The sequence below is a fragment of the Stenotrophomonas sp. NRRL B-14846 genome (genome assembly GCF_050473585.1).
GTDB lineage: Bacteria > Pseudomonadota > Gammaproteobacteria > Xanthomonadales > Xanthomonadaceae > Stenotrophomonas.
Map to the genome: position 1 here is coordinate 3,228,093 of NZ_JBFLUN010000022.1, position 24,251 is coordinate 3,252,343.

Consider the following 24,251-nt stretch of genomic DNA (forward strand, 5'->3'; position numbering starts at 1 on the left):
CGGAGGGGATTAAGTCGTTTGTGCACAAACGACTTAATCCCCTCCGTCCCCTTTTTTGCGCTTACGCCATGCCCGAGTGGCGCAGCAGCGCGTCGATCTGCGGCGCGCGGCCGCGGAAGGCCTTGAAATTCTCCGCCGCCGGGCGGCTGCCACCACGCGACAGGATCTCATCGCGGAAGCGTGCACCGGTTTCAGCCAGTGCCTGCGGCGCTTCCTCGAACGCGGCGTAGGCATCGGCGCTGAGCACTTCGGCCCACTTGTAGCTGTAGTAACCCGCGGCGTAACCACCGGCGAAGATATGGCTGAACTGGTGCGGGAAGCGATTCCAGACCGGCGGGTGGTTCACGGCCACTTCCGCGCGCACGCGGTCCAGCAGTGCCAGCACGCTGTCCTGCGCCGGTTCGAACTGGCTGTGCAGCAGCATGTCGAACAGGCCGAACTCCAGCTGGCGCACCGTGGCCATGCCGCTGTGGAAATTGCGCGCGGCCAGCATGCGCTCGTACAGCGCGCGCGGCAGCGGCTCGCCACTGTCCACGTGCGCGGTCATGCCCTGCAGGTGGTCCCATTCCCAGCAGAAGTTCTCCATGAACTGGCTGGGCAGCTCCACCGCGTCCCATTCCACGCCGTTGATGCCGGCCACGCCCAGCTCACCGATGCGGGTCAGCAACTGGTGCAGGCCGTGGCCCATCTCATGGAACAGCGTGGTCACTTCGTTGTGGCTGAAGGTGGCCGGCTTGCCGTTGGCACCACGGCCGAAGTTGCACACCAGGTAGACCAGCGGGGTCTGCACGCTGCCGTCGGCACGCTCGCGGCGGTTGCGGCAATCGTCCATCCACGCACCGCCGCGCTTGCCTTCGCGTGCGTACAGGTCCAGGTAGAACTGGCCCACCAGCGCGCCCTGTGCATCGACCAGGCGGAAGAAGCGCACGTCTTCATGCCAGACCGGCGCACTGTCCTCCTGCACCTGCAGGCCGTACAGCTGCTCGATCACCGAGAACAGGCCGCCCAGCACCTTCGGTTCGGTGAAGTACTGCTTCACCTCCTGCTCGGAATAGCTGTAGCGCGCCTGCTTCAGGCGGTCGGCGGCGAATGCCAGGTCCCAGGCCTGCAGTGTCTCGATGCCCAACTGTTCGCGCGCGAACTGCTCCAGCTCGGCGCGATCCTTGGCGGCGAACGGCTTGGCGCGTGCGGCCAGGTCGCGCAGGAAGCCCAGCACTTCGGCCGGGTCCTGCGCCATCTTGGTCGCCACCGAATAATCGCCGTACGAAGCGAAGCCGAGCAGCGCGGCCAGCTCCGCGCGCAGGGCGAGAATGCGGTCGATGTTGCTGCTGTTGTCCAGCGCGTCATCACCGAATTCGGATGCACGCTGCGCGCTGGCGCGGTACAGGATCTCGCGCAGGTCGCGGTCTTCGGCCCAGGTCTGCACCGGCAGGTAACACGGCATCTGCAGGGTCAGCTTCCAGCCGGACTTGCCCTCCTTTTCCGCCGCAGCGTGCGCGGCGGCCTTCACGTCCTCCGGCAAGCCGTTCAGTCGCGCTTCGTCCTCGATGATCAGCGACCACGCATCGGTGGCATCGAGCACGTTCTGCGAGAACTTCGCCGACAGCGCCGACAGTTCTTCCTTGATCGCAGCAAAACGCTGCTGCGCCTCGGGCGCCAGCTCGGCCCCCCCCAGGCGGAAATCACGCAGCGTGTTGTCCAGCACCTTGCGCTGGGCCTCGTCGAAGTGCGCGGCCTCCGGGCTGGCGGCCAGTGCCTGGTACTGGCGGTACAGCGCCAGGTTCTGGCCCAGCGCGCTGGCGAAGCGGGTCACCCGCGGCAGGTTGCTGTTGTAGGCCTCACGCAGTTCCGGGGTGTTGACCACGCCCTGCAGGTGGCCGACCAGGCCCCAGGCGCGCCACAGGCGCTCGGTGGCATCGTCCAGCGGGGCGACGAAGGTCTCCCAGCGCACCGGCTGCACCTGCTCGGCCTTGCTGACGGCAGCTTCGGCCTCGGCCAGCAGCACATCCAGCGCCGGTGCGACGTGCTCGGGGCGGATCGCCTCGAAGCGCGGCAGGCCGGAAACATCGAGCAGGGGGTTGGCAACGGTCACGGCAGATCTCCAGGGAACGGGCCCGGCGGGCGGGCAGCCCGGTAGATATGGCGCTGGCAGGCGTGGCTGACAAGGGGGCGCGGCATTCACATCGGCCTTACGGTCACGCACCGAAGCTCTGGCTGCGGGGGAGTCCGCAGCGGTAGGTACCAAACGAGGCCCCACATGGAAGGTCTGGCTGCAGTTGCATCCACCTCACCGGCGCGGTCGCTGGCGCTGTCTGCCAGCCCGGCCGAACTGACCTGGATCGCCGCGCTGTGCGACGCCGGCGATGACGCCCCGCGCCACCTGCAACAGCTGCAGGCGGTGCTGCAGCAGGGCGGCACCTTCAACGACGCCCAGGAGTGGTACCCGTTCGAAGTGGTCGAGCGCGGCGCCAGCCAGCTGCAGCTGGGCCACGAGCGCGAGTTCGTGATCTGCGTGCTGCTGTGGCTGCAGGCATTGGCCCAGGGCCGTGCCAGCATCCTGGACCCCAGCCTGCACCTGGATGACCGCGCGATGGACATCGAGGCCTTGCCAGATGCGCTGCGCGACGCGGTGCTGGATGCGTTCACCGCGGCGGGGTATTGAATCTCTAGCGTCGAGCCATGCTCGACGGCTCTTTCCGGGAGTCGAGCATGGCTCGACGCTACAAGGGCGCTACAACGCTTCCAGGCTGCACCACGGCAGTTCGGGCAAGCCCTGCCCGGCCACCGCCGCTGCCAACTGCGCATCGGCGCCGTCGACATCGATGCCCTGCCGCCCATACCACGCCGGGTCGTAATAGCTCTGCGCGTAGCGCTCGCCGCTGTCGCACAGGATGCTGACGATGCTGCCCTGGTGGCCCGCCTCGCGCATCCATTGCGCCGCCTGCAGCACGCCGATGAAATTGGTGCCGGTGGAGCCACCGACACGGCGGCCGAGCTGGCGGCTGACATGGCGCATCGCGGCCAGGCTCAGCGCGTCGGGCACCTTCACCATCGCATCGACGCTGGTCGGGATGAAACTCGGCTCCACCCGTGGCCGGCCGATGCCTTCCACGCGCGAGCCACCACTGCAGGTCAGTCCGCGCCAGTCCTGTTCACCGGCCACGGCAGCCTTGTAGCCGTCGAAGAACACCGACACTTCCGGGTCCGCGCACAGGATGCGGGTGTCATGCCGGCGGTAGCTGACATAACGCCCCAGCGTGGCAGCGGTACCGCCGGTGCCGGGGCTGCAGACGATCCACTCCGGAACCGGGCTGGGCTCTTCGGCCATCTGCTTGAAGATGGATTCGGCGATGTTGTTGTTGGCGCGCCAGTCGGTAGCGCGCTCGGCATAGGTGAACTGGTCCATGAAGTGACCGCCGGTTTCGCGGGCCAGCTTTTCCGAATCACAGTTGAGATCGCAGGCGCGCTCGACCAGGTGGCAGCGGCCCCCGTGGAACTCGATCGCGGCGATCTTTTCCGGCGAGGTGGTCGCCGGGATCACCGCAATGAACGGCAGGCCCAGCAGGCGGGCGAAATAGGCTTCAGAGACGGCGGTCGATCCACTGGAGGCCTCGATCACCGGCCGCCCCTCGCGCAACCAGCCGTTGGTCAACGCATACAGGAACAGCGAGCGCGCCAGCCGGTGCTTGAGGCTGCCGGTGGGATGGCTCGACTCGTCCTTCAGGTACAGGTCGATGCCCTCGAACCCGGGCAGCGCCAGCGGGATCAGGTGGGTATCGGCGGAACGGTTGAAATCGGCTTCGATCTTGCGGATGGCGGCGGCCACCCATTCACGCTGCGACATGGCGGGCAATCGTTATCAGGACGGAACGGTGCGATCCGGCCATTGTACGTCGCGGTGCCGTCAGGTGCGGGCCGGTAGAATGAAGCCATCCGGCCGGCAACGGCCCCGTCTGAAGGACCTCCCCCATGACCATTCCCGCCCTGCGCGATGTCCCCGGCGTCGCCGCCCAGGCCCCGGCCGAAACCAGCGGCTTCGTGTTCAACCACACCATGCTGCGGGTGAAGGACATCACCGCCTCGCTGGACTTCTACACCCGCGTGCTCGGCTACCAGCTGATCGACAAGCGCGACTTCCCGGACGCCCAGTTCAGCCTGTACTTCCTGGCCTACGTGCCGGCCGGCGCGGTGGTGCCGGAAGACGATGCCCAGCGCCGCGCGTGGATGGCCGGCCTGCCGGGCGTGCTGGAACTGACCCACAACCATGGCACCGAGGCCCAGGATGGCGCGGTCTACCACGACGGCAACAGCGACCCGCGCGGTTTCGGCCACATCTGCGTGTCGGTGCCGGACATCGAAGCCGCCTGCCAGCGCTTCGAAGACCTCGGCGTGGCCTTCCAGAAGCGCCTGACCGACGGCCGCATGAAGAACCTGGCCTTCATCAAGGACCCGGACGGCTACTGGGTCGAGATCATCGCCAACTGACAAAAAGGGGACGGAGGGGATTAAGTCGTTTCTGGCACTATTGGGCCGGAAGCGACTTAATCCCCTCCGTCCCCTTTTTTGCGAGGTTCGTATGGAAACGATGGAACTGCACCGCGGGCGACTGATCGACCACCTCCAGCTGGTCGTACGCGACCTCGCCGCCAGCCGCCGCTTCTACCAGGCGGTGTTCGACACCATCGGCGTGCCGCTGGGCGGCGAGGGACCGGACTTCTTCTGGGCCGACGAGCTGTTCATTTCCAGCGCCAGCAGCGAGGCCGCCGCCGGCCAGCTGACCGGCCGCCACCATCTGGCCTTCCAGGCCCGCGACAGCGCCACCGTCGATGCCTTCCATACCGCCGCGATCGCCGCCGGCGGCACCGACAACGGCGCTCCTGGCGAACGCCCCTACCATCCGGGCTACTACGGCGCCTTCGTGCTCGATCCGGACGGCAACAACATCGAAGTGGTCTATCACGGTCCGGCCCGCTACAGCGCCGACTCGGTGAAGGTCACTTTCTGATTTCACCGATGCCGTGAACGAAGAAGCCGGGCAATGCCCGGCTTCTCTGCTTCCAGCGCTGCAGCCCTCAGTGGGCGGCCATGTAGATGTCCTGAAGCACGGCCTTTTCCAGTTCCAGCTCGCCCAGCAGGTTCTTCACGATATCGCCCAGGCTGAGGATGCCGACCAGGCGGGTGCCCTCGGTGACCATCAGATGACGGCGCCGCGAGTACGTCATCAACGACATGGCCTGCTTCAGGGTCGCTTCCGGCGCAATGCCTTCCAGGCCGGTGGACGGCAGGCTGGAAATCACCCGGCGGCCGGCCTGCGGGCCGTCGTCGGCCAGGGTGCGCACGATGTCCTTCTCGGAAATGATGCCGACCGGGGCATCGTCCTTCATCACCACCAGCGCAGCGATCCTGTTCGCGCTCATCTTGTGGGCGGCGGCACCGATGGTGTCTTCGGCGTCGATGGTGATGACAGCTTCTTTCTTGGATTGCAGGAGTTCGCGGACGTTCATTCTTGTTTCCTGGTGCAGGTCACTGAAGTCAAAAAAGTGTGCTCTTCCGATACGCCCCCTCCCCGGGAACAGACCTTTCAGCGCACGTCTGGCGCACCCGGCTGCCGCGTGGAATGGATCGGCAGACGACGTGCTGCAACGCGAACGAGGTGGGCTCAACCGCTCAACCCGGACCTCGGTCAAATCGATTCTACGACTGCGACCATCGGTCACTACCGGCATCGATAGGACAGTTCGTCGTGGGAACCAACTGACGATCCAGAGAATGGCACCGCGGCTGAAACCGCCGCTGAATACAGCCGATGCCGCGCGTTAAAGATTGATTGCCTGCTGCCGCCGGCGGACAGAACACCCGGTCGCTGTCCCACTTGCCACGGCTACCGGCGCAAACGAAAGGGGCCCACGTGGGGCCCCTTCGCATGCAGCATCCAATGGATACGGCGGGCTTACTCCACCGTCACGCTCTTGGCCAGGTTGCGCGGTTTGTCCACGTCGGTGCCGCGTGCCAGTGCGGTGTGGTACGCCAGCAGCTGCACCGGGATGGTGTGCACGATCGGGCTGAGCACGCCGGCATGGCGCGGCGTGCGGATCACGTGCACGCCCTCGGACTCGTTGAAGTTGCTGTCCTGGTCGGCGAACACGAACAGCTCGCCACCACGGGCGCGCACTTCCTGCATGTTCGACTTCACCTTCTCCAGCAGGCTGTCGTTGGGGGCGATCACCACCACCGGCATGTCCTCGTCCACCAGCGCCAGCGGGCCGTGCTTCAGCTCGCCTGCCGGATAGGCCTCAGCGTGGATGTAGGAGATTTCCTTGAGCTTGAGCGAGCCTTCCAGCGCGATCGGGTAATGCAGACCGCGGCCGAGGAACAGCGCGCTGCTCTTGCGCGCGAAACGCTCGGCCCAGGCGGCGATCTGCGGTTCCATGTTCAGCGCGTGCTGCACGCTGCCCGGCAGGAAGCGCAGCTGCTCCAGGTAGTCCGCTTCCTGCGCCGCGTCGATGCGGCCATGCAGCTTGCCCAGCACCACGGTCAGCTGGAACAGTGCGGCCAGCTGGGTGGTGAAGGCCTTGGTCGACGCCACGCCGATCTCGGCGCCGGCACGGGTGTAGCAGACTAGCTCGCTGGCGCGCGGAATCGCGCTTTCCGGCACGTTGCAGATCGACAGCGTGTGCTTGTGGCCAAGCGACTTGGCGTACTTCAGCGCTTCCATCGTATCCAGCGTTTCGCCGGACTGGGAAATGGTGACGATCAGGTGCTTCGGGTTGGCATACGCGGCGCGGTAGCGGTACTCGCTGGCGATCTCCACGCTGCACGGCAGCCCGGCGATGGCTTCGATCCAGTAGCGCGCGGTCAGGCCGGCGTAATAGCTGGTACCGCAGGCGATGATCTGCACGCCTTCGATGCCGGACAGCACCGCTTCGGCATTCTTGCCGAACAGTTCGGCCGGGAAACCACCGGCATCGATCGCCGCCTCGATGGTGTCGCCCAGCGCGCGCGGCTGCTCGTGGATTTCCTTCTGCATGAAGTGGCGGTACGGGCCCAGCTCCAGCGATGCCAGCGACACGTCGGACAGGTGCACGTCACGCTCGATCGGCTGGTCATGCTCATCGAAGATGCGCACGCCGTCGCGGCGGATCTCGGCGGTGTCGCCCTCTTCCAGGAAGATCACCTTGCGGGTGGCCGAGATCACCGCCGACACGTCGGAGGCGACGAAGTTCTCGCCGTCGCCCAGGCCGATCAGCAGCGGGCAACCCATGCGCGCGCAGACGAAGCGCTCCGGCTCGGCGCGGCTGACCACGGCCAGCGCGTAGGCGCCGGTCAGCTCCTTCACCGTGTGCTGCAACGCCACCAGCAGATCGTCACCGCTCTTCAGATGGTGATGGATGAGGTGGGCGATGACTTCGGTATCGGTCTGCGACTCGAAGGTGTAGCCCATCGCACGCAGCTTCTCGCGCTGCTCTTCGTGGTTCTCGATGATGCCGTTGTGCACCAGCGCGACGCCCTGGCTGATGTGCGGATGCGCGTTGGCCTCGGTGACGCCGCCATGGGTGGCCCAGCGGGTATGGCCGATGCCCAGCACCGCATTGAAGCCTTCGGCCTCGGCCGCCGTGGCCATTTCCGACACGCGACCGGTGCGACGGACACGACGTACCTCGGGGCGCTCGCCGTGGTCGATCACCGCGATGCCCGATGAGTCGTAACCACGGTACTCAAGCCGCTTCAGGCCCTCGATCAGTACCGGCACCACGTCGCGATCGGCGATTGCACCCACGATTCCACACATGTCACGCGTTTCCTTGAAGACGATCGGCGCATTCTAGCCTGCGTGTCCGGTTTCCCCCTCCTGTCCGCTTAATGAAAGTGTCCGGAAAGGTGTCCGCGGACACCCGGACACTCCAGCGGCCCGCCCAACCTATTGAAGTTAAAGAAAATAAAGTTGGCACGCTACGTGCTTGGTACTGGCTACCACCGTCAGGCACGCACCCGATGATCCGCGACACTTCCGCACAGGACCAGATCGTTTCCTCCGCCCCGGCCGGCGCCACCCGCCCCAACTGGCAGCGTTACCGCTGGCCGGCAGTGGGCGCCATCGTGCTGCTCGCCGGCATCGGCTGGGCCGTGCATGCCTGGTCCAACGCCAGCCGCTCCTTCGACAGCAGCCGCGTGCGCATCGCCGAAGTGAAGCGTGGCGACCTGGTCCGCGACATCGCCGCCGACGGCCGGGTGATCGCCGCCAACAGCCCGATCCTGTACGCCATCTCGGCCGGTACCGTGGACCTGAAGGTGGTCGCCGGCGACGTAGTCAAGAAGGGCCAGGAACTGGCGGTCATCGACAGCCCGGAACTGCGCAGCAAGCTCGCCCAGGAACAGGCCACCCTGGCCGGCCTGGAAGCCGAGGCCAGCCGCGCCGCGCTGGACGCCACCCTGGCCCGCGCCAAGTCGCGCAAGGAAACCGACCAGGCCACCATCGAGCGCCAGGCCGCCGACCGCGACCTGCAGCGCTACCAGCGTGGCTACGACGGCGGTGCGGTACCGCAGATCGACCTGGCCAAGGCCAAGGACTCGCTGAAGAAGGCCGACATCACCCTGGCCAACGCCACCACCGATGCGCGCCTGCAGAGCCAGGGCGCGGACCTGGATGCCCGCAACAAGCGCCTGCTGGCCGACCGCCAAAAGGCCGTGGTGGCTGAAGTACAGCGCCAGGTCGATGCACTGACCCTGCGCGCACCCTTCGACGGCCAGGTCGGCCAGGTGCAGGCGATCCAGTCCACCAACCTGGCCGCCAACGCGCCGGTACTGGGCGTGGTCGACCTGTCCAAGTTCGAGGTCGAGATCAAGGTGCCGGAAAGCTTCGCCCGCGACCTGGCAATCGGCATGCCGGCGCAGCTGACCGGCGGCAACGGCAAGCCGTTCCCGGGCGAGATCAGCGCGGTGTCGCCGGAAGTGGTCAACGGCGAGGTCAACGCCCGCGTGCGCTTCGCCAGTGAACAGCCGGAAGGCCTGCGCCAGAGCCAGCGGATGTCGGTGCGCGTGCTGCTCGATACCCGCAAGGACGTGCTGAAGGTCGAGCGCGGCCCCTTCGTCGAACAGGGCAACGGCATCGCCTACGTGATGGATGGCCGCACTGCGGTGCGGCGTCCGGTGGAACTGGGCGTCAGCAGCCTGGGCGAAGTGGAAATCAAGTCGGGTGTGCAGCCAGGCGACCGCATCGTGGTCTCCGGCAGCGACCTGTTCAAGGACGCCGAACGCGTCTCCGTCAACTGATACCTGATACCTGAATCCTGGAGAGAGGACACCCCATGTACATGCTCGAAATGCGTTCGGTCGCCAAGGTCTTCCGCACCGAACAGGTGGAAACCCACGCGTTGCGCTCGCTGGAACTGCAGGTCAAGGAAGGCGAGTTCGTCGCCGTCACCGGCCCGTCCGGCTCCGGCAAGACCACCTTCCTCAACATCGCCGGCCTGCTGGAAACCTTCACCAGCGGCACCTACATGCTGGACGGCCAGGACGTGAGCACGCTGGGCGATGACGCCCGCAGCCGCCTGCGCAACCAGAAGATCGGCTTCATCTTCCAGGGCTTCAACCTGATCCCCGACCTGAACCTGTTCGACAACGTCGACGTGCCGCTGCGCTACCGCAAGATGAGCGCCAACGAGCGCCGCGAACGCATCGAGAAGGCACTGACCCAGGTCGGCCTCGGTTCGCGCATGAAGCACTACCCGAATGAACTGTCCGGTGGCCAGCAGCAGCGCGCGGCGATCGCGCGTGCGCTGGCCGGCAGCCCGCGCCTGCTGCTGGCCGACGAACCGACCGGCAACCTGGATACGCAGATGGCCCGCGGCGTGATGGAACTGCTGGAGGAGATCAATGCCGCCGGCACCACCATCGTGATGGTCACCCACGACCCGGAACTGGCCGCACGCGCGCAGCGCAACGTGCACATCGTCGATGGCCAGGTGACCGACCTGGTGCGCGAACCAGTGCTGGCCACCCCGCCGCGCCACATCGTCGCCGTCAACGAGTGAGGGCCCGACCATGTTCGCCTACTACGCCCGATTGGCGGCGCGCAGCTTCCGCCGCAACAAGGTACTGACCGCACTGATGGTGGTCGCCATCGCGCTCGGCATCGGTGCCTCGATGACCACGCTGACGGTGTTCCACGTGCTGTCCGGCGACCCGATTCCCGGCAAGAGTGACCGCCTGTTCTACGTGCAGCTCGACGCCGCGACCGGCGCCTATGTCGCCGGCGAAGAGCCGGAAACCCAGTTGACCCGCTTCGACGGTGAAGCCCTGCTGCGCGAAGCCAAGGGCGAGCGCCAGGCACTGATGAGCGGCGGCGGCGGCACCATCGAGCCGGACAACAGCACCCTCAAGCCCTTCAGCATCGACACCCGCTGGACCTCGGCCGACTTCTTCCCGATGTTCGAGGTGCCCATGCAGTACGGGCGTCCGTGGACGCGGGAGGACGATGAAGGCCGCGCACGCGTGGTGGTCATCTCCAAGGCCCTCAACGACAAGCTGTACCAGGGCGCCAACAGCGTCGGCCGCGACCTGCGCATGGAAGGCCAGAGCTACCGCATCGTCGGCGTGATGAAGGAATGGAGCCCCGAACCTCACTTCTATGACCTCACCACCGGCAGCTACGGCAAGAACGAAGACCTGCTGCTGCCAATCTCCACCTCGTTCGACCTGAAGCTCGGCAACAACGGCAACATGAACTGCTTCGGCGAGAATCCCGACGGCAACAGCTACTCGCTCAATGCACCGTGCGCGTGGCTGCAGTACTGGGTGGAGTTGGACCCGGCCAAGGCCGGCGACTACCGCCGCTACCTGGAGAACTATTCGACCCAGCAGCGCGAGGCCGGCCGCTTCAAGCATCCGCCGAACGTGCGCCTGCGCACCGTGATGGAATGGCTGGACTTCAACGGCGCAGTACCCAGCGATGTACGCCTGCAGCTGTGGCTGGCACTGGGCTTCCTCGGCGTCTGCCTGGTCAACACGGTGGGCCTGCTGCTGGCCAAGTTCCTGCGCCGCAGCGGTGAAATCGGCGTGCGCCGCGCCCTCGGTGCCAGCCGCGGCCAGATCTTCCTGCAGTGCCTGGTCGAGGCCGGCGCGGTTGGTGTGGTCGGTGGCGTGCTGGGCATCGGCCTGGCCCTGCTCGGCCTGTTCGCGGTGCGCCAGCAACCAGTGGAGTACGCCAAGCTCGCCCACCTGGACGGCAACATGCTGCTGCTCGCATTGGGTCTGACCCTGTTCGCCAGCCTCGCCGCAGGTTTCCTGCCCGCCTGGCGTGCGATGCAGGTCACTCCGGCCATCCAGCTCAAGTCGCAGTAAGCACGAGAACGAGGACTACCATGGACATCCGCCCCATCCTCAGCACGCTGCGCCGGCACAAGACCGCCGCTGCCCTGATCGTGCTGGAAGTCGCACTGACCTGCGCCATCGTCTGCAACGCGCTGTTCCTGGTCAGCCAGCGCGTGGAGAAGATCAGCATGCCCAGCGGCATCGCCGAGAACGAACTGGTGATGCTGCGCGTCAGTGGCATCGGCAAGCAGACCGACGCCCTGGCCCGCACCCGCGAGGACCTGGCATCACTGCGCGCCATCCCCGGCGTCAGCAACGCCACCATCATCAACCAGGTCCCCTTCCGCAACGGCTCCTCCAGCAGCAGCATCTCGCGCGTGATCGACCAGGAACGGCCGACCACCAACGCCTCGATGTACACCCTGTCCGAGAACGGGCTGGCGACGATGGGCATCAACCTGATCGCAGGCCGCGATTTCCTGCCCGACGAGTACCAGAACTTCGAAGACGTCAGCAAGGGCGGCGCCAAGGAGAAGGCCATCCCGGTCATCTTCACCCAGGCCACTGCCGCCAAGATGGAGCCCAACGGCAGCGCACTGGGCAAGACCTACTACATGGGCAAGCAGTCGCTGCATGTGGTCGGCATCGTCGACACCCTCAGCACGCCCAATGGCTGGAGTGATAACTGGACCAACTCGATGCTGCTGCCGATCCGCACCACCTTCGACAAGGGTGGCACGTATGTGCTGCGGACCTCGCCGGAACGTCGCCAGGACGTGCTCGACGCCGGTGCCGCCGCGCTGGAGCGCAACGATCCCAACCGCCTGATGCGCGACAAGCTCACCTATGAAGACCAGCGCAAGGACTTCTTCAAGAACGACCGCGCGATGGTTGGCCTGCTGATCACCGTCAGCATCTCGCTGCTGGTGGTCACCGCGCTGGGCATCATCGGCCTGGCCAGCTTCTGGGTGCAGCAGCGCAGCAAGCAGATCGGCATCCGCCGCGCACTGGGTGCCACCCGCGGGCAGATCCTGCGCTACTTCCAGACCGAGAACTTCCTGCTGGCCACGCTGGGTATCGTGCTCGGCATGCTGGCCGCCTATGCGATCAACCTCGCACTGATGAACATGTACGAGCTGCCGCGCATGCCGCTGCACTACCTGCCGCTGGGCGCGCTGCTGCTTTGGGTGCTCGGCCAGATCGCGGTGTTCGGGCCGGCCCGGCGCGCAGCAGCAGTAGCGCCCGCGGTTGCCACGCGGGGCGCGTGAGATGCGCATCCGCTGGATGCTGCTGATGATGCTCCTGCCACTGCCGGCACTGGCCGGCGGTGGCAGCTCGCAGACTCTGGAGTGGCGCCAGGACGATGCACGCCTGGCGTTGCGTTCGACCGAAGGCCAGGTGCGCGTGGAAGCCGCCAGCCCGGAAGCCCGCTTCGGCGTGCGCAGCGGTGATCGCATCCTGCGGGTGGATGACACGGCCGTGCGCAGGATCGAGCATCTTGCTGAGGCCCTGCGGCGTTCAAGCGCCACCAAGGCCTATCTCCTGCTGCGGCGCGACAGGCGGGAACTGACGGTCCCGGTGGATGCCGCTGCCTGGCGCATGGCGCTGGTCGCTCCGCCGCCGCCAGCACCACCACCGCCGCCGTCCCGACGCTGAGCCCGCCGCCCCGACGGCTACGGGTTTGGCTATGCTTGATGGGTGGCGCCGGGCTCTCCCGGCGTATGGACACGAACACGGCTCCATCGGCGCCGCCCATCCCTTTCTGCAGAACCGCTTGATGCCTTCGATCCTGATCATCGACGACAACGCCAGTGTGGGCACCGCACTGGACGTGCTGTTCTCCCTGCACGACATCGACACCCTGCAGGCGCAGAGCCCGGCCGAGGGGCTGGCATTGCTCGAGTCGCAGCCGGTCGACCTGGTGATCCAGGACATGAACTTCAGCGAGGACACCACCTCTGGCGAGGAAGGCGAAGACCTGTTCGCACAGATCCGCGCGCGCCACCCGGACCTGCCGGTAATCCTGCTGACCGCCTGGACCCACCTGAGCAGCGCGGTGGACCTGGTCAAGGCCGGCGCCGCCGACTACCTGGCCAAGCCCTGGGACGACCGCAAGCTGCTGACCACGGTCAACAACCTGCTGGAATTGTCCGAGGCGCGGCGCGAATTGGAGCGCCGCCGCAGCCGTGAGCTGCGCCAGCGCAATGCGCTGGAAGAAAAGTACGACCTGTGCGGTGCAGTGTTCGCCGATCCGGCCAGCGAGCGCGTCATCGCCCTGGCCTGCCAGGTCGCGCGCTCCGAGCTGCCGGTGCTGATCACCGGCCCCAATGGTGCCGGCAAGGAAAAGATCGCGCAGATCATCCAGGCCAATTCACTGGTGGCCAAAGGCCCGTTCATCACGGTCAACTGCGGCGCGTTGCCGTCGGAGCTGATCGAGGCCGAACTGTTCGGTGCCGAGGCCGGCGCCTACACCGGCGCCAACAAGGCGCGCGAGGGCAAGTTCGAAGCCGCCGACGGAGGCACGCTGTTCCTGGATGAGATCGGCAACCTGTCGCTGGGCGGGCAGATGAAGCTGTTGCGCGTGCTGGAAACCGGCCGCTTCGAGCGCCTGGGTTCCAACCGCGAACGCCAGGTCAAAGTCCGCGTGGTCAGCGCGACCAATGCCGACCTGCCGGCGATGATCCGCGACGGCACGTTCCGCGAAGATCTCTATTACCGCCTCAATACGGTGGAACTGGTGCTGCCGCCGTTGGCCGAGCGCGCGGGCGACATCGTGCCACTGGCCGAGCGTTTCCTGACGGCCGGCAAGCCACTGTCCAGCGCCGCCAGCGCCGCCCTGCAACGGCACCCGTGGCCGGGCAACGTGCGCGAACTGCGCAACGTGATCCAGCGAGCCGAACTGCTGGCGACCGGCAACCGCATCGAGGTGGCCGACCTGAACCTGCCGCGTACCGCACCTGCGCCGCGACCCGCACCAAGCGCTGGCAACGATCCCGACCGCGAGCGCATCGAGGACGTGCTGGCACGCAACCACGGCGTCATCGCCCAGGCGGCCGCCGAACTCGGCCTGAGCCGCCAGGCCCTGTACCGGCGCATGGACCGCCACGGCATCCCACGCGAATGAAACGGCGCTCGTTCACCTTCCGCCTGTTCCTGCGCCTGCTGCCGGTGCTGGCGCTGGCCGCTGCGCTGCCGTGGTTGCTGGCGTACTGGATGAACCATGGCTGGGTGGTGACCACGGCGTCGGCCGTGATCCTGCTGGCGCTGATGTGGTGGACACTGCGCCGTGCCACCGCACCGGTACGCTCGCTGATGCGCGCCCTGTCCGGCACCACCAGCAGCTACCGCGACGGCGAGTACAACTTCGGCGTGTACTGGCCAGGCAATGACGAACTGGGTGACCTGGTGCAGGCGCACCGCGAACTGGGCGATGTGCTGCGCGAGCAGCGCCAGGGCCTGGTGCAGCGCGAACTGCTGCTGGACACCATGGTGCAGAACACACCGGTGGCCATGCTGCTGATTGCCTCCGGCGGCGATGGCATCGCCCGCGTGGTGTTCTCCAACCTGGCTGCGCGCAAGCTGCTGCATGGCGGCTGGAAGCTGGAAGGCCAGCGTCTGGAAGAGGTGCTGGAACAGGTGCCGGTGGAGCTGCGCGATGCCATCGCCCGTGGTGGCGACAGCCTGTTCGCGGTGCATGCCGAGGGCGAGGACGGCGACGAGGATGACGAGCAGGTCTACCACCTGTCGCGCCGCGCATTCCAGCTCAACGGCCGTCCGCACGACCTGCTGCTGGTACGCCTGCTCACCGCCGAACTGCGCCGCCAGGAAGTGCAGACGTGGAAGAAGGTGATCCGGGTGATCAGCCACGAGCTCAACAATTCGCTGGCACCGATCGCCTCGCTGGCCCACTCCGGCGGCGTGCTGGTGCAGCGCGAACGCTTCGACCGGCTGCCGGAGATCTTCACCACCATCGAGGACCGCGCACGCCACCTGGAAGGCTTCATCCGCGGCTATGCACGCTTCGCCAAGCTGCCGCAGCCGCAACTGCAGACCGTGCACTGGGCGCCGTTCCTGTCCAGCCTGCGCCAGCAGATCCCGTTCACCATGGAACGCGAGCCGGACGAGGACCTGAGCAGCCGCATCGACATCGCGCAGTTCGGGCAGGCACTGTTGAATCTTCTGAAGAACGCGCATGAAGCCTGCGCCGAAGCCGATCCGCCCAATGATGACGTACAGGTGCAACTGACGCGGCTGCCGCAGTGGCTGCGCCTGGATGTACTGGACCGCGGCAAGGGCATGAACGAGCAGGTGCTGCAGAACGCCTTGATGCCGTTCTATTCGACCAAGCGCAACGGCACCGGTCTGGGACTGGCGCTGACCCGCGAGATCGTGGAAGCGCACGGTGGCCGCGTGTCGCTGCAGAACCGCGGTGATGGCGGGTTGTGCGTGTCGATCCTGTTGCCGGTGGGTTGAGCGGGCCGATCGCGTAGATCCACGCCATGCGTGGATGCGCCGACCAAGGTCGGCACCTACCAGACCCGCCGCATCACTACCCGCAGGTGCATCGGAAACCCGAGCGCGGCCTCTTCGGCCATGACTGCGCGCAGGCCGTCGTTCCACTCCGCCTCAGGCACTACGTCGAACCCTTCGCTGGCATAGAAGGCTGCATTCCACGGCACATCGCTCAAGGTGGTCAGCACCGCTGCAGCAAAGCCGGCGGCCCTGGCCTGCGCCAAGGCATGGCGCAGCAATGCACGGCCGTGGCCACGACGCGCATGCGCCGGGTCCACATCCATCTGCAGGACATGGAACTCGCCACTCAGCTCGCCGCCCAGCAGGTAACCCGCAATACCGCCCTCAGCGGCATCGACCACCCACAGCTGACCACGCTGAAGGCCGTCCTGCAGTGTCGGCAGATCCAGGCCGTGGCCGGCAAACACCGGATAGGCTTCGTGGCCCTTCAGCAGTTCGCCGGCACGTTGTTCAATTGCCGGCAGCGCGCCGAGTTCGTCGGCGTGCGGAAAGCGTGGCTCAGGATTTCTTGACCGGGCGCTTCCAGCCATCGATGGTTTCCTGTCGTGCACGGGCCAGTGTCAGCTTGCCGTCCGGGGCGGTGCGGGTGATGACCGAACCGGCGGCGATGGTTGCGCCTTCGCCGATCGTCAGCGGCGCCACCAGCGAGCTGTTGGAACCGATGAACGCGTTGTCGCCGATGGTGGTGGTCGACTTGTTCACGCCGTCGTAGTTGCAGGTGATGGTACCGGCACCGATGTTCACCCTGCTGCCGATCACCGCATCACCCAGATAGGTGAGGTGATTGGCCTTGCTGCCGACACCGAGGGTGACCTTCTTGGTCTCGACGAAGTTGCCGACGTGCACGCCATCGGCCAGCACGGTACCTGGGCGCAGGCGCGCGAACGGACCGACCAGTGCCGCGCCTTCGGTGACCACGCCTTCCAGATCACAATGTGCGCGCACTTCGGTGCCCGGGCCGAGAGTGACGTCCTTCAGCCGGTTGAACGGACCAATGGTGACGCCGTCGCCGAGCACGATGTTGCCTTCAAGGACGACATCGACATCGATCAGCACGTCACTGCCCACGGTGACGGTGCCACGGATGTCGAGTCGTGCCGGGTCGCGCACGCGTGCGCCCTGTGCGCACAGCGCACGCACCGCACGGCGCTGCCAGGCGCGCTCCAGCTGCGACAGCTGCCAGGGATCGTTTGCCCCCTCGGCTTCCTGCGCGTCGGCCACCAGCGCCATTTCGGCCGGGGTGTACTCATGCGCGGCAAACGCGAACACGTCGGTCAGGTAGTACTCGCCCTGTGCATTGCGATTGGAGAGCTGCGACAGCCAGCGGCGCAGCGCGGTCGACTCCGCGGCGATGATGCCGGTGTTGATCGTGCGCACGCGCAGCTGGTCGTCGGTGGCATCCTTCTGTTCGACGATCGCTCCCACCTTGCCTTCGGCATCGCGCAGCACGCGGCCGTAACCGGTCGGGTCATCAACCTCGGCGACCAGCACCGCCAACCGCCCCGGCTGCGCCAGCAGATCGCGCAGGGTCTGCGCGCGGATCAGCGGTACATCGCCATACAGCACCAGCACCTGCGCGGCATCCGGCACCTGCGGCATCGCCTGTGCCACCGCGTGGCCAGTACCCAACTGCTGGGCCTGTTCAGCCCACTGCAGGTCGGGCTGGTCGGCGAACTGCTGCCGCACTGCCTCACCGCCATGGCCGTAGACCACATGGATGGCCGCCGGCTGCAGTTCGCGGGCTGCATCGATCACGTGCGCCAGCATCGGTTGGCCGGCGATCGGCTGCAGCACCTTCGGCAGCACCGACTTCATGCGCTTGCCAGCGCCGGCGGCGAGGATGATGACGTGCAGGGCTTGGGTCATGGGAGCGGCAGTCCGTGGTTCGTTGCCGGTGATTCTAGAGCGTGGGCCGTTAACATGGGCATCCCTCCTCCTTCACCATGCCGATGAGCCTTGTCCGCCAGGGAAGCGCCTATCTCGTCATCGGGCTCGTGCAGCTGCTGGTCGACTGGCTGGTGTTCGTGGTCGCCACCGCGCTGGGCATGCCGGTCGCACCGGCCAACGTCGCCGGACGCCTGGCCGGCATGCTGCTGGGCTTCTGGCTCAACGGCCGCTACACCTTTGCCGAGGCCGGCACGCACAAGCTGGGCTGGAGGCGTTTCGCACGCTTCTTCGGGCTGTGGCTGCTGCTGACCGCGGCAAGCACATTGCTGGTGAGCCTGGTCGACCATGCGCTGGGCCTGCAGTACACCTGGCTGGCCAAGCCGCTGGTGGAAGGCGGGCTGGCGTGCGTGTCGTTCCTGTTGATGCGCTACGTGGTGTATCGCTGAAACGACGTCGGGATCGGGATCGGTAGCGTCGGCTGACAGTCGACGCTACCCGATCGGCCCAGCCACACTCCCCAAACAAAAACGCCGGCACAGGGCCGGCGTTCTCGTGGGTGCAGCGCGAACCTCAGTGCTTGAGATTCTTGCGCAGGCGCTCCAGCGCCTGCAGCTGGACGACGGCTTCGGCCAGCTTCTGCTGGGCTTCAGCCACTTCCATCGCTTCGCCGCGGTTGGCCAGGATGCGCTCGGCTTCTTCCTTGGCCTTGCGGACCGAGGCTTCGTCGATGTCCTGCGCGCGGATCGCGGTGTCGGCCAGCACGGTCACCACCTGCGGCTGCACTTCCAGGATGCCGCCGGAAATGGCGAAATCCAGCTGCTCGCCGTTCGGCGTGGTCACCACCACCTTGCCCGGCTTCAGGCGGGTGATCAGCGGCGCGTGCTTGGGCGCGATGCCCAGTTCGCCCAGCTCACCGGTGGCCACGACCAGGGTCGCTTCGCCACGGAAGATTTCCTGCTCGGCGCTGACGATGTCGCAACGGATCGTGCTCATGCAAATCTCTTCGCTGTTCGCGGCGGCGCAATGCCACCGTGGGGGTCCACCGGCGCGGGCAGTTGCCCGGCGCCGGCGTCAGGTCGGGCAGGATCGCTCCCGCCCGTCCCGGATCAGGCCTTCTCGGCCATCTTCTTGGCCTTCTCGACCGCTTCTTCGATGCCGCCGACCATGTAGAACGCCTGCTCCGGCAGGTGGTCGTACTCGCCATCGACGATGGCCTTGAAGCCACGGATGGTGTCCTTCAGCGGCACGTACTTGCCCGGCGAACCGGTGAACACTTCGGCCACGTGGAACGGCTGGCTGAAGAAGCGCTCGATCTTACGGGCGCGCGACACGGCCTGCTTGTCCTCTTCGGACAGCTCGTCCATGCCCAGGATCGCGATGATGTCCTTCAGTTCCTTGTACTTCTGCAGGGTCTGCTGGACGCGCTGGGCGGTGTCGTAGTGCTCGTGGCCGATGACCAGCGGATCCATCTGGCGGCTGGTGGAGTCCAGCGGATCGACGGCCGGGTAGATACCCAGCGAGGCGATCGAACGCGACAGGGTGACGGTCGAGTCCAGGTGGGCGAAGGTGGTCGCCGGCGACGGGTCGGTCAGATCGTCCGCGGGAACGTAGACGGCCTGGATCGAGGTGATCGAACCGTTCTTGGTCGAGGTGATGCGCTCCTGCAGGACGCCCATTTCCTCGGCCAGGGTCGGCTGGTAACCCACGGCGGACGGCATGCGGCCCAGCAGTGCCGACACTTCGGTACCGGCCAGGGTGTAGCGGTAGATGTTGTCGACGAACAGCAGGACGTCCTTACCCTTGCCGTTTTCGTCCTTCTCGTCGCGGAAGTACTCGGCCATGGTCAGGCCGGTCAGGGCGACGCGCAGACGGTTGCCCGGCGGCTCGTTCATCTGGCCGTACACCATCGCCACCTTGTCGAGGACGTTGGAGTCCTTCATTTCGTGGTAGAAGTCGTTGCCCTCACGGGTACGCTCACCCACGCCGGCGAACACGGACAGACCGCTGTGCGCCTTGGCGATGTTGTTGATCAGTTCCATCATGTTGACGGTCTTGCCGACGCCGGCGCCGCCGAACAGGCCGACCTTGCCGCCCTTGGCGAACGGGCACATCAGGTCGATGACCTTGATGCCGGTTTCCAGCAGCTCGGTGGCCGGGGACTGGTCTTCGTACGACGGGGCCGCACGGTGGATTTCCCAGCTGTCGCTGGCGGCCACCGGGCCGGCTTCGTCGATCGGACGGCCGAGCACGTCCATGATGCGGCCCAGGGTGCCAGCACCGACCGGCACGGAGATGCCGCGGTTGGTGTTGGTGGCAACCAGGTTGCGCTTCAGGCCGTCGGTGGAACCGAGGGCGATGGTACGCACCACGCCGTCGCCCAGCTGCTGCTGGACTTCGAGGGTGATTTCGGTGTTGTCGACCTTCAGTGCGTCGTACACCTTCGGCACCGCCTCACGCGGGAATTCGACGTCGACGACCGCGCCGATGATCTGAACGATCTTGCCCTGACTCATTGCTGCATCCTCTAAATGTGTGCTTTGAACGAACGCGGTCAGACTGCTGCCGCGCCGCCGACGATTTCGGAGATTTCCTGGGTGATCGCTGCCTGGCGCGCCTTGTTGTAGACGAGCTGCAGTTCGCCGATCAGCTTGTTGGCGTTGTCGCTCGCCGCCTTCATCGCAACCATGCGTGCGGCATGCTCGGAGGCGACGTTTTCCAGCAGTGCCTGGTACACCAGCGACTCGATGTAACGCGTCATCACGTGCTCGAGCACGGTCGCGGCATCGGGTTCGTACAGGTAATCCCAGTCGTGGTGAGCGACCTGCTTCTCAGCCGGCGGCAGCGGCAGCAGCTGATCGAAGCTGGCCTTCTGCGTCATGGTGTTCACGAAGCGGTTGTAGACCAGGTACACGCGGTCGACCTTGCCTTCGGTGAAGGCGTCGAGCATGACCTTGATCACACCGATCAGCGATTCCAGCTTCGGCACGTCGCCGATGTGGGTCACGCTGCCGACCATGTTGACCTTCACGCGGCGGAAGAAGGTCGATGCCTTCTGGCCGATGGTCACCAGGTCCACTTCGGCACCCTTGTCCTGCCATGCCTTGGCTTCGCCCAGCATCTTGCGGAACAGGTTGTTGTTCAGGCCGCCGGCCAGGCCGCGATCGGAGGAGATCACGATGAAGCCGACCCGCTTGACCTGCTCGCGCTCGACCAGGAACGGATGCTGGTAATCGGTACTGGCCTGGGCCAGGTGGCCGATCACCTGCTTCATCGCCTGCGCGTACGGACGCGAGGTCTTCATCCGATCCTGCGCCTTGCGGATCTTGGAGGCCGAGACCATTTCCAGGGCGCGCGTCACCTTGCGGGTGTTCTGCACGCTCTTGATCTTGGTTTTGATTTCGCGTCCGCTTGCCATCTCTTGTTTCCCGTGGCGCGGGGCTGATGCCCCGCGTTGTTCAACCGTTTGTCATCTGGTCCAGCGGAGCCAGCGGCTCCGCTCTACAGGACCGCGATTACCAGCTGCCGGTGGTCTTGAACTCGGCGATGCCCTTCTTGAAGGCACCTTCGATGTCGTTGTCCCAACCGCCGGTGGCGTTGACCTTGCTGATCAGCTCGCCCTGGGTGTTGGCGAAGTGGGCGTGCAGGCCTTCTTCGAACGCCAGCAGCTTGTTGACCGGCACGTCGTCGAGGTAACCCTCGTTGACGGCGTAGATCGACAGCGCCTGGTTGGCGATCGACATCGGCGCGTACTGCTTCTGCTTCATCAGCTCGGTAACGCGCTGGCCACGCTCCAGCTGCTTGCGGGTCGCTTCGTCCAGGTCCGAGGCGAACTGCGCGAACGCAGCCAGCTCGCGGTACTGGGCCAGCGAGATACGGATGCCGCCCGACAGCTTCTTGATGATCTTGGTCTGGGCCGAGCCACCGACGCGCGACACCGAGATACCGGCGTTCACGGCCGGGCGGATGCCGGCGTTGAACAGGTCGGTTTCCAGGAAGATCTGGCCGTCGGTGATCGAGATCACGTTGGTCGGAACGAAGGCGGACACGTCGCCGGCCTGGGTTTCGATGATCGGCAGCGCGGTCAGCGAACCGGTCTTGCCGGTGACCTTGCCTTCGGTGAACTTCTCGACGTATTCCTCGGACACGCGGGCAGCGCGCTCGAGCAGACGGGAGTGCAGGTAGAACACGTCACCCGGGTAGGCTTCGCGGCCCGGCGGGCGCTTCAGCAGCAGCGAGATCTGGCGGTAGGCGACAGCCTGCTTGGACAGATCGTCGTACACGATCAGCGCGTCTTCGCCGCGGTCCATGAAGTACTCACCCATGGTGCAGCCCGAGTAGGCGCTGATGTACTGCATGGCAGCCGATTCGGAAGCGGTCGCGGCCACCACGATGGTGTGGGCCAGCGCGCCGTTCTCTTCCAGCTTGCGCACGATGTTGGCGATGGTCGAAGCCTTCTGGCCGATCGCAACGTACACGCACTTGATGCCGGTGCCCTTCTGGTTGATCACCGCATCGATCGCCATGGCGGTCTTGCCGGTCTGGCGGTCACCGATGATCAGCTCGCGCTGGCCACGGCCGATCGGGATCATCGAGTCGACCGACTTGTAACCGGTCTGCACCGGCTGGTCGACCGACTTGCGCCAGATCACGCCCGGAGCAACGCGCTCCACCGGAGCGGTCAGGTCGGTGCCCAGCGGGCCCTTGCCGTCGATCGGCTCGCCCAGCGCGTTCACGACGCGGCCCAGCAGTTCCGGGCCGACCGGCACTTCCAGGATGCGGCCGGTGGTCTTGGCGACGTCGCCTTCGCGCAGGTTCTCGTAGTCACCCAGGACCACGGCGCCGACCGAGTCGCGCTCCAGGTTCAGGGCCAGGGCGAAGGTGTTGTTCGGCAGTTCGATCATTTCGCCCTGCATCACGTCGGCCAGACCGAAGATGCGCACGATGCCGTCGGACACGCTGGTCACGGTGCCTTCGTTGCGCGATTCCGCGGCCAGCTTGACCTTCTCGATGCGGTTCTTGATCAGTTCGCTGATTTCGGAGGGGTTGAGCGTGGTTGCCATCGTCAAGTCCTAGTGCCGGCAGCGGGGCCGGACGTTAAATGAATTCAGTTAGCGAGCGCGGTCTGCAGACGGGCCAGCTTGCCCTTCAGCGAACCATCGATGACCACGTCGCCGGCGTCGATCACGGCGCCGCCGATCAGCGAGGCATCCACCGCGGTGGTCACTTCGACCTCGCGGTTGAAGCGCTTGCGCAGCGCAGCCTTGATCGCGTCCAGCTCGCCGGCCGACAGTTCGGCCGCCGAGGTCACCGTGGCCTTGACCACGTGCTCGGCTTCGGCGCGCAGGGCGTCGAACATGCCGGAGATTTCCGGCAGCAGCGGCAGACGATGCGATTCGGCCAGGATGGCCAGGAAGCGCGAGTAGGTCTCGCCGTGGGACACCGGCGCCAGCAGGGCGACGGCGTCGTCACGACCCAGCTCCGGGTTGGCGAGCAGGGCCGCCACGCGCGGGTCGGCGGCGACGTGGGCGGAGAACGCCAGGGCGTCCGACCACGGCGCGAACGCGCCTTCGTCGCGCGCGGTCGCGAACGCGGCGCGGGCGTACGGGCGGGCAAGCGTGAGGGCCTGGCTCATCCTTAGATCTCCGAGGCCAGCTCGTCGAGCAGCGCCTTGTGGGCGTTGACGTCGATTTCGCGCTTGAGCAGCTTTTCGGCACCGGTCACGGCCAGCGCGGACACCTGCTTGCGCAGATCTTCACGGGCACGGTTGGCGGCGGCGTCGATTTCAGCCTGGGCCAGTTCCTTGTGACGGGTGGCTTCGGTGATCGCTTCGTTACGGGCAGCATCAACGATCTGGTTGGCACGCGCGTGGGCCTGATCGATGATCTCGTTGGCCTTGGTGCGGGCTTCCTTCAGCGCTTCGTTGACCTTCTCCTGCGCCTGGGCCAGATCTTTCTGGCTGCGGTCGGCAGCAGCGAGGCCTTCAGCAATCTTCTGCTGGCGCTCTTCGATCGCGTTCATCAGCGGCGGCCAGATCTTGGTCGCGATGATCCAGATCAGACCAGCGAAGGCCAGCGCCTGCGCAAGAAGGGTGAAATTGATATTCATGGTTAGCTCGATCGCTGGTTTCGGGGTGGACGCGCCGCCGTAGCGGCGCATCCGGCCTTCATCCGAAACCGGGTGCATCAGCACCCGGTCGTCTCAAACCGCTGTATCAGCCGGCCAGAGCCTTGGTGACGGCGCCAGCAAAGGCAGCCGACAGCGGGTTGGCGAAGGCCAGCAGCAGGCCAACGGCGACCGAGATGATGAACGCGGCGTCGATCAGGCCGGCGGTGATGAACATGCGGACCTGCAGGACCGGGATCAGTTCCGGCTGGCGGGCGGCCGACTCCAGGAACTTACCAGCCATGATGGCCAGACCCAGACCGGCGCCCAGCGCGGCCAGGCCGATCATGATGCCGACGGCAAGGGCGGTGGAGCTCTGAATCTGCGCGAAGTTGGTCAGGACGGCGAAGTACATGGTT

At 66.1% G+C, this 24,251-nt stretch carries 24 protein-coding genes; 11 read left to right on the top strand and 13 right to left on the bottom strand.

Annotated features, from left to right (window positions below):
• Positions 1-61: 61 nt before the first annotated feature.
• Positions 62-2,092, bottom strand: coding sequence for a M3 family metallopeptidase (locus AB1281_RS17045; protein WP_430346472.1), 2,031 nt, complete (start codon positions 2,090-2,092; stop codon positions 62-64).
• A gap of 165 nt (positions 2,093-2,257) precedes the next feature.
• On the opposite strand from AB1281_RS17045, the gene AB1281_RS17050 reads away from it, so the two are divergent.
• Complete coding sequence (locus AB1281_RS17050) at positions 2,258-2,662, top strand: hypothetical protein (protein ID WP_014038551.1); 405 nt, start codon at positions 2,258-2,260, stop codon at positions 2,660-2,662.
• A 69-nt stretch (positions 2,663-2,731) separates the two neighbouring features.
• Here the strand turns inward: AB1281_RS17050 and AB1281_RS17055 are convergent, their stop codons facing one another.
• Complete coding sequence (locus AB1281_RS17055) at positions 2,732-3,844, bottom strand: PLP-dependent cysteine synthase family protein (RefSeq protein ID WP_075676195.1); 1,113 nt, start codon at positions 3,842-3,844, stop codon at positions 2,732-2,734.
• Positions 3,845-3,969: 125 nt separating this feature from the next.
• Here AB1281_RS17055 and gloA point away from each other — a divergent pair, with 125 nt between their 5' ends.
• Together gloA and AB1281_RS17065 are read left to right on the top strand one after the other, a co-directional pair.
• A complete protein-coding gene (gene gloA, locus AB1281_RS17060; RefSeq protein WP_430346473.1) occupies positions 3,970-4,485 on the top strand; it encodes a lactoylglutathione lyase in 516 nt (171 codons plus the stop codon).
• A 91-nt stretch (positions 4,486-4,576) separates the two neighbouring features.
• Positions 4,577-5,005: a VOC family protein gene (locus AB1281_RS17065; protein WP_100440047.1), complete on the top strand. Its 429-nt coding sequence runs from the start codon at positions 4,577-4,579 to the stop codon at positions 5,003-5,005.
• 67 nt (positions 5,006-5,072) lie between these two features.
• Here AB1281_RS17065 and AB1281_RS17070 read toward each other — a convergent pair whose 3' ends face one another.
• Positions 5,073-5,504: a CBS domain-containing protein gene (locus tag AB1281_RS17070; protein ID WP_005411115.1), complete on the bottom strand. Its 432-nt coding sequence runs from the start codon at positions 5,502-5,504 to the stop codon at positions 5,073-5,075.
• Between the two features lie 446 nt (positions 5,505-5,950).
• Entirely contained in the window at positions 5,951-7,789 is a 1,839-nt protein-coding gene (gene glmS, locus AB1281_RS17075; RefSeq protein ID WP_430346474.1) for a glutamine--fructose-6-phosphate transaminase (isomerizing), read from the bottom strand.
• Positions 7,790-7,992: 203 nt separating this feature from the next.
• Here glmS and AB1281_RS17080 point away from each other — a divergent pair, with 203 nt between their 5' ends.
• From AB1281_RS17080 to AB1281_RS17110, 7 genes are all read left to right on the top strand, one after another.
• Entirely contained in the window at positions 7,993-9,270 is a 1,278-nt protein-coding gene (locus AB1281_RS17080; RefSeq protein ID WP_430346475.1) for an efflux RND transporter periplasmic adaptor subunit, read from the top strand.
• 35 nt (positions 9,271-9,305) lie between these two features.
• The gene (locus AB1281_RS17085; RefSeq protein WP_014038558.1) at positions 9,306-10,031 is read left to right on the top strand and encodes an ABC transporter ATP-binding protein; all 726 of its coding nucleotides are present in this window, start codon (positions 9,306-9,308) and stop codon (positions 10,029-10,031) included.
• A 10-nt stretch (positions 10,032-10,041) separates the two neighbouring features.
• Complete coding sequence (locus tag AB1281_RS17090) at positions 10,042-11,340, top strand: ABC transporter permease (RefSeq protein ID WP_430346476.1); 1,299 nt, start codon at positions 10,042-10,044, stop codon at positions 11,338-11,340.
• Positions 11,341-11,360: 20 nt separating this feature from the next.
• Positions 11,361-12,578 (top strand): ABC transporter permease, encoded by a 1,218-nt coding sequence (locus AB1281_RS17095; protein WP_430346477.1) that lies wholly within the window; start codon positions 11,361-11,363, stop codon positions 12,576-12,578.
• A 16-nt stretch (positions 12,579-12,594) separates the two neighbouring features.
• On the top strand, positions 12,595-12,966 hold the full coding sequence (locus AB1281_RS17100) for a PDZ domain-containing protein (protein ID WP_430347010.1): 372 nt from the start codon (positions 12,595-12,597) through the stop codon (positions 12,964-12,966).
• Between the two features lie 121 nt (positions 12,967-13,087).
• Positions 13,088-14,434 (top strand): sigma-54-dependent transcriptional regulator, encoded by a 1,347-nt coding sequence (locus AB1281_RS17105; protein ID WP_430346478.1) that lies wholly within the window; start codon positions 13,088-13,090, stop codon positions 14,432-14,434.
• Positions 14,431-15,783 carry a sensor histidine kinase gene (locus tag AB1281_RS17110; protein WP_014648489.1) on the top strand — a complete coding sequence of 451 codons (1,353 nt, stop codon included), beginning with the start codon at positions 14,431-14,433 and terminating at the stop codon, positions 15,781-15,783. Before AB1281_RS17105 ends, AB1281_RS17110 begins: the two co-directional genes overlap by 4 nt.
• A 56-nt stretch (positions 15,784-15,839) precedes the next feature.
• Here the strand turns inward: AB1281_RS17110 and AB1281_RS17115 are convergent, their stop codons facing one another.
• Both AB1281_RS17115 and glmU read right to left on the bottom strand, forming a co-directional pair.
• Positions 15,840-16,373: a GNAT family N-acetyltransferase gene (locus tag AB1281_RS17115; RefSeq protein WP_075676185.1), complete on the bottom strand. Its 534-nt coding sequence runs from the start codon at positions 16,371-16,373 to the stop codon at positions 15,840-15,842.
• Positions 16,342-17,709 carry a bifunctional UDP-N-acetylglucosamine diphosphorylase/glucosamine-1-phosphate N-acetyltransferase GlmU gene (gene glmU / locus AB1281_RS17120; RefSeq protein WP_430346479.1) on the bottom strand — a complete coding sequence of 456 codons (1,368 nt, stop codon included), beginning with the start codon at positions 17,707-17,709 and terminating at the stop codon, positions 16,342-16,344. Before glmU ends, AB1281_RS17115 begins: the two co-directional genes overlap by 32 nt.
• An 83-nt stretch (positions 17,710-17,792) precedes the next feature.
• Between glmU and AB1281_RS17125 the strand changes: the two genes are divergently transcribed.
• Positions 17,793-18,176, top strand: a complete 384-nt coding sequence (locus AB1281_RS17125; protein WP_101766119.1) for a GtrA family protein — start codon at positions 17,793-17,795, stop codon at positions 18,174-18,176.
• 124 nt (positions 18,177-18,300) lie between these two features.
• On the opposite strand, the gene AB1281_RS17130 is transcribed toward AB1281_RS17125, so the two are convergent.
• The 7 genes from AB1281_RS17130 to atpE all read right to left on the bottom strand — a co-directional run bounded on the left by AB1281_RS17130 (position 18,301) and on the right by atpE (position 24,247).
• A complete protein-coding gene (locus tag AB1281_RS17130; RefSeq protein ID WP_005419509.1) occupies positions 18,301-18,723 on the bottom strand; it encodes a F0F1 ATP synthase subunit epsilon in 423 nt (140 codons plus the stop codon).
• 113 nt (positions 18,724-18,836) lie between these two features.
• Positions 18,837-20,243 (bottom strand): F0F1 ATP synthase subunit beta, encoded by a 1,407-nt coding sequence (gene atpD / locus AB1281_RS17135; protein WP_430346480.1) that lies wholly within the window; start codon positions 20,241-20,243, stop codon positions 18,837-18,839.
• A 38-nt stretch (positions 20,244-20,281) separates the two neighbouring features.
• Complete coding sequence (atpG, locus tag AB1281_RS17140; protein WP_049435859.1) at positions 20,282-21,145, bottom strand: F0F1 ATP synthase subunit gamma; 864 nt, start codon at positions 21,143-21,145, stop codon at positions 20,282-20,284.
• A gap of 97 nt (positions 21,146-21,242) precedes the next feature.
• The gene (gene atpA / locus AB1281_RS17145; RefSeq protein ID WP_014038567.1) at positions 21,243-22,790 is read right to left on the bottom strand and encodes a F0F1 ATP synthase subunit alpha; all 1,548 of its coding nucleotides are present in this window, start codon (positions 22,788-22,790) and stop codon (positions 21,243-21,245) included.
• A gap of 44 nt (positions 22,791-22,834) precedes the next feature.
• The gene (locus AB1281_RS17150) at positions 22,835-23,362 is read right to left on the bottom strand and encodes a F0F1 ATP synthase subunit delta (protein ID WP_075676182.1); all 528 of its coding nucleotides are present in this window, start codon (positions 23,360-23,362) and stop codon (positions 22,835-22,837) included.
• A 2-nt stretch (positions 23,363-23,364) separates the two neighbouring features.
• A complete protein-coding gene (locus AB1281_RS17155) occupies positions 23,365-23,835 on the bottom strand; it encodes a F0F1 ATP synthase subunit B (protein WP_430347011.1) in 471 nt (156 codons plus the stop codon).
• 106 nt (positions 23,836-23,941) lie between these two features.
• On the bottom strand, positions 23,942-24,247 hold the full coding sequence (atpE, locus tag AB1281_RS17160) for a F0F1 ATP synthase subunit C (RefSeq protein ID WP_005411133.1): 306 nt from the start codon (positions 24,245-24,247) through the stop codon (positions 23,942-23,944).
• Between the last annotated feature and the right edge of the window lie 4 nt (positions 24,248-24,251).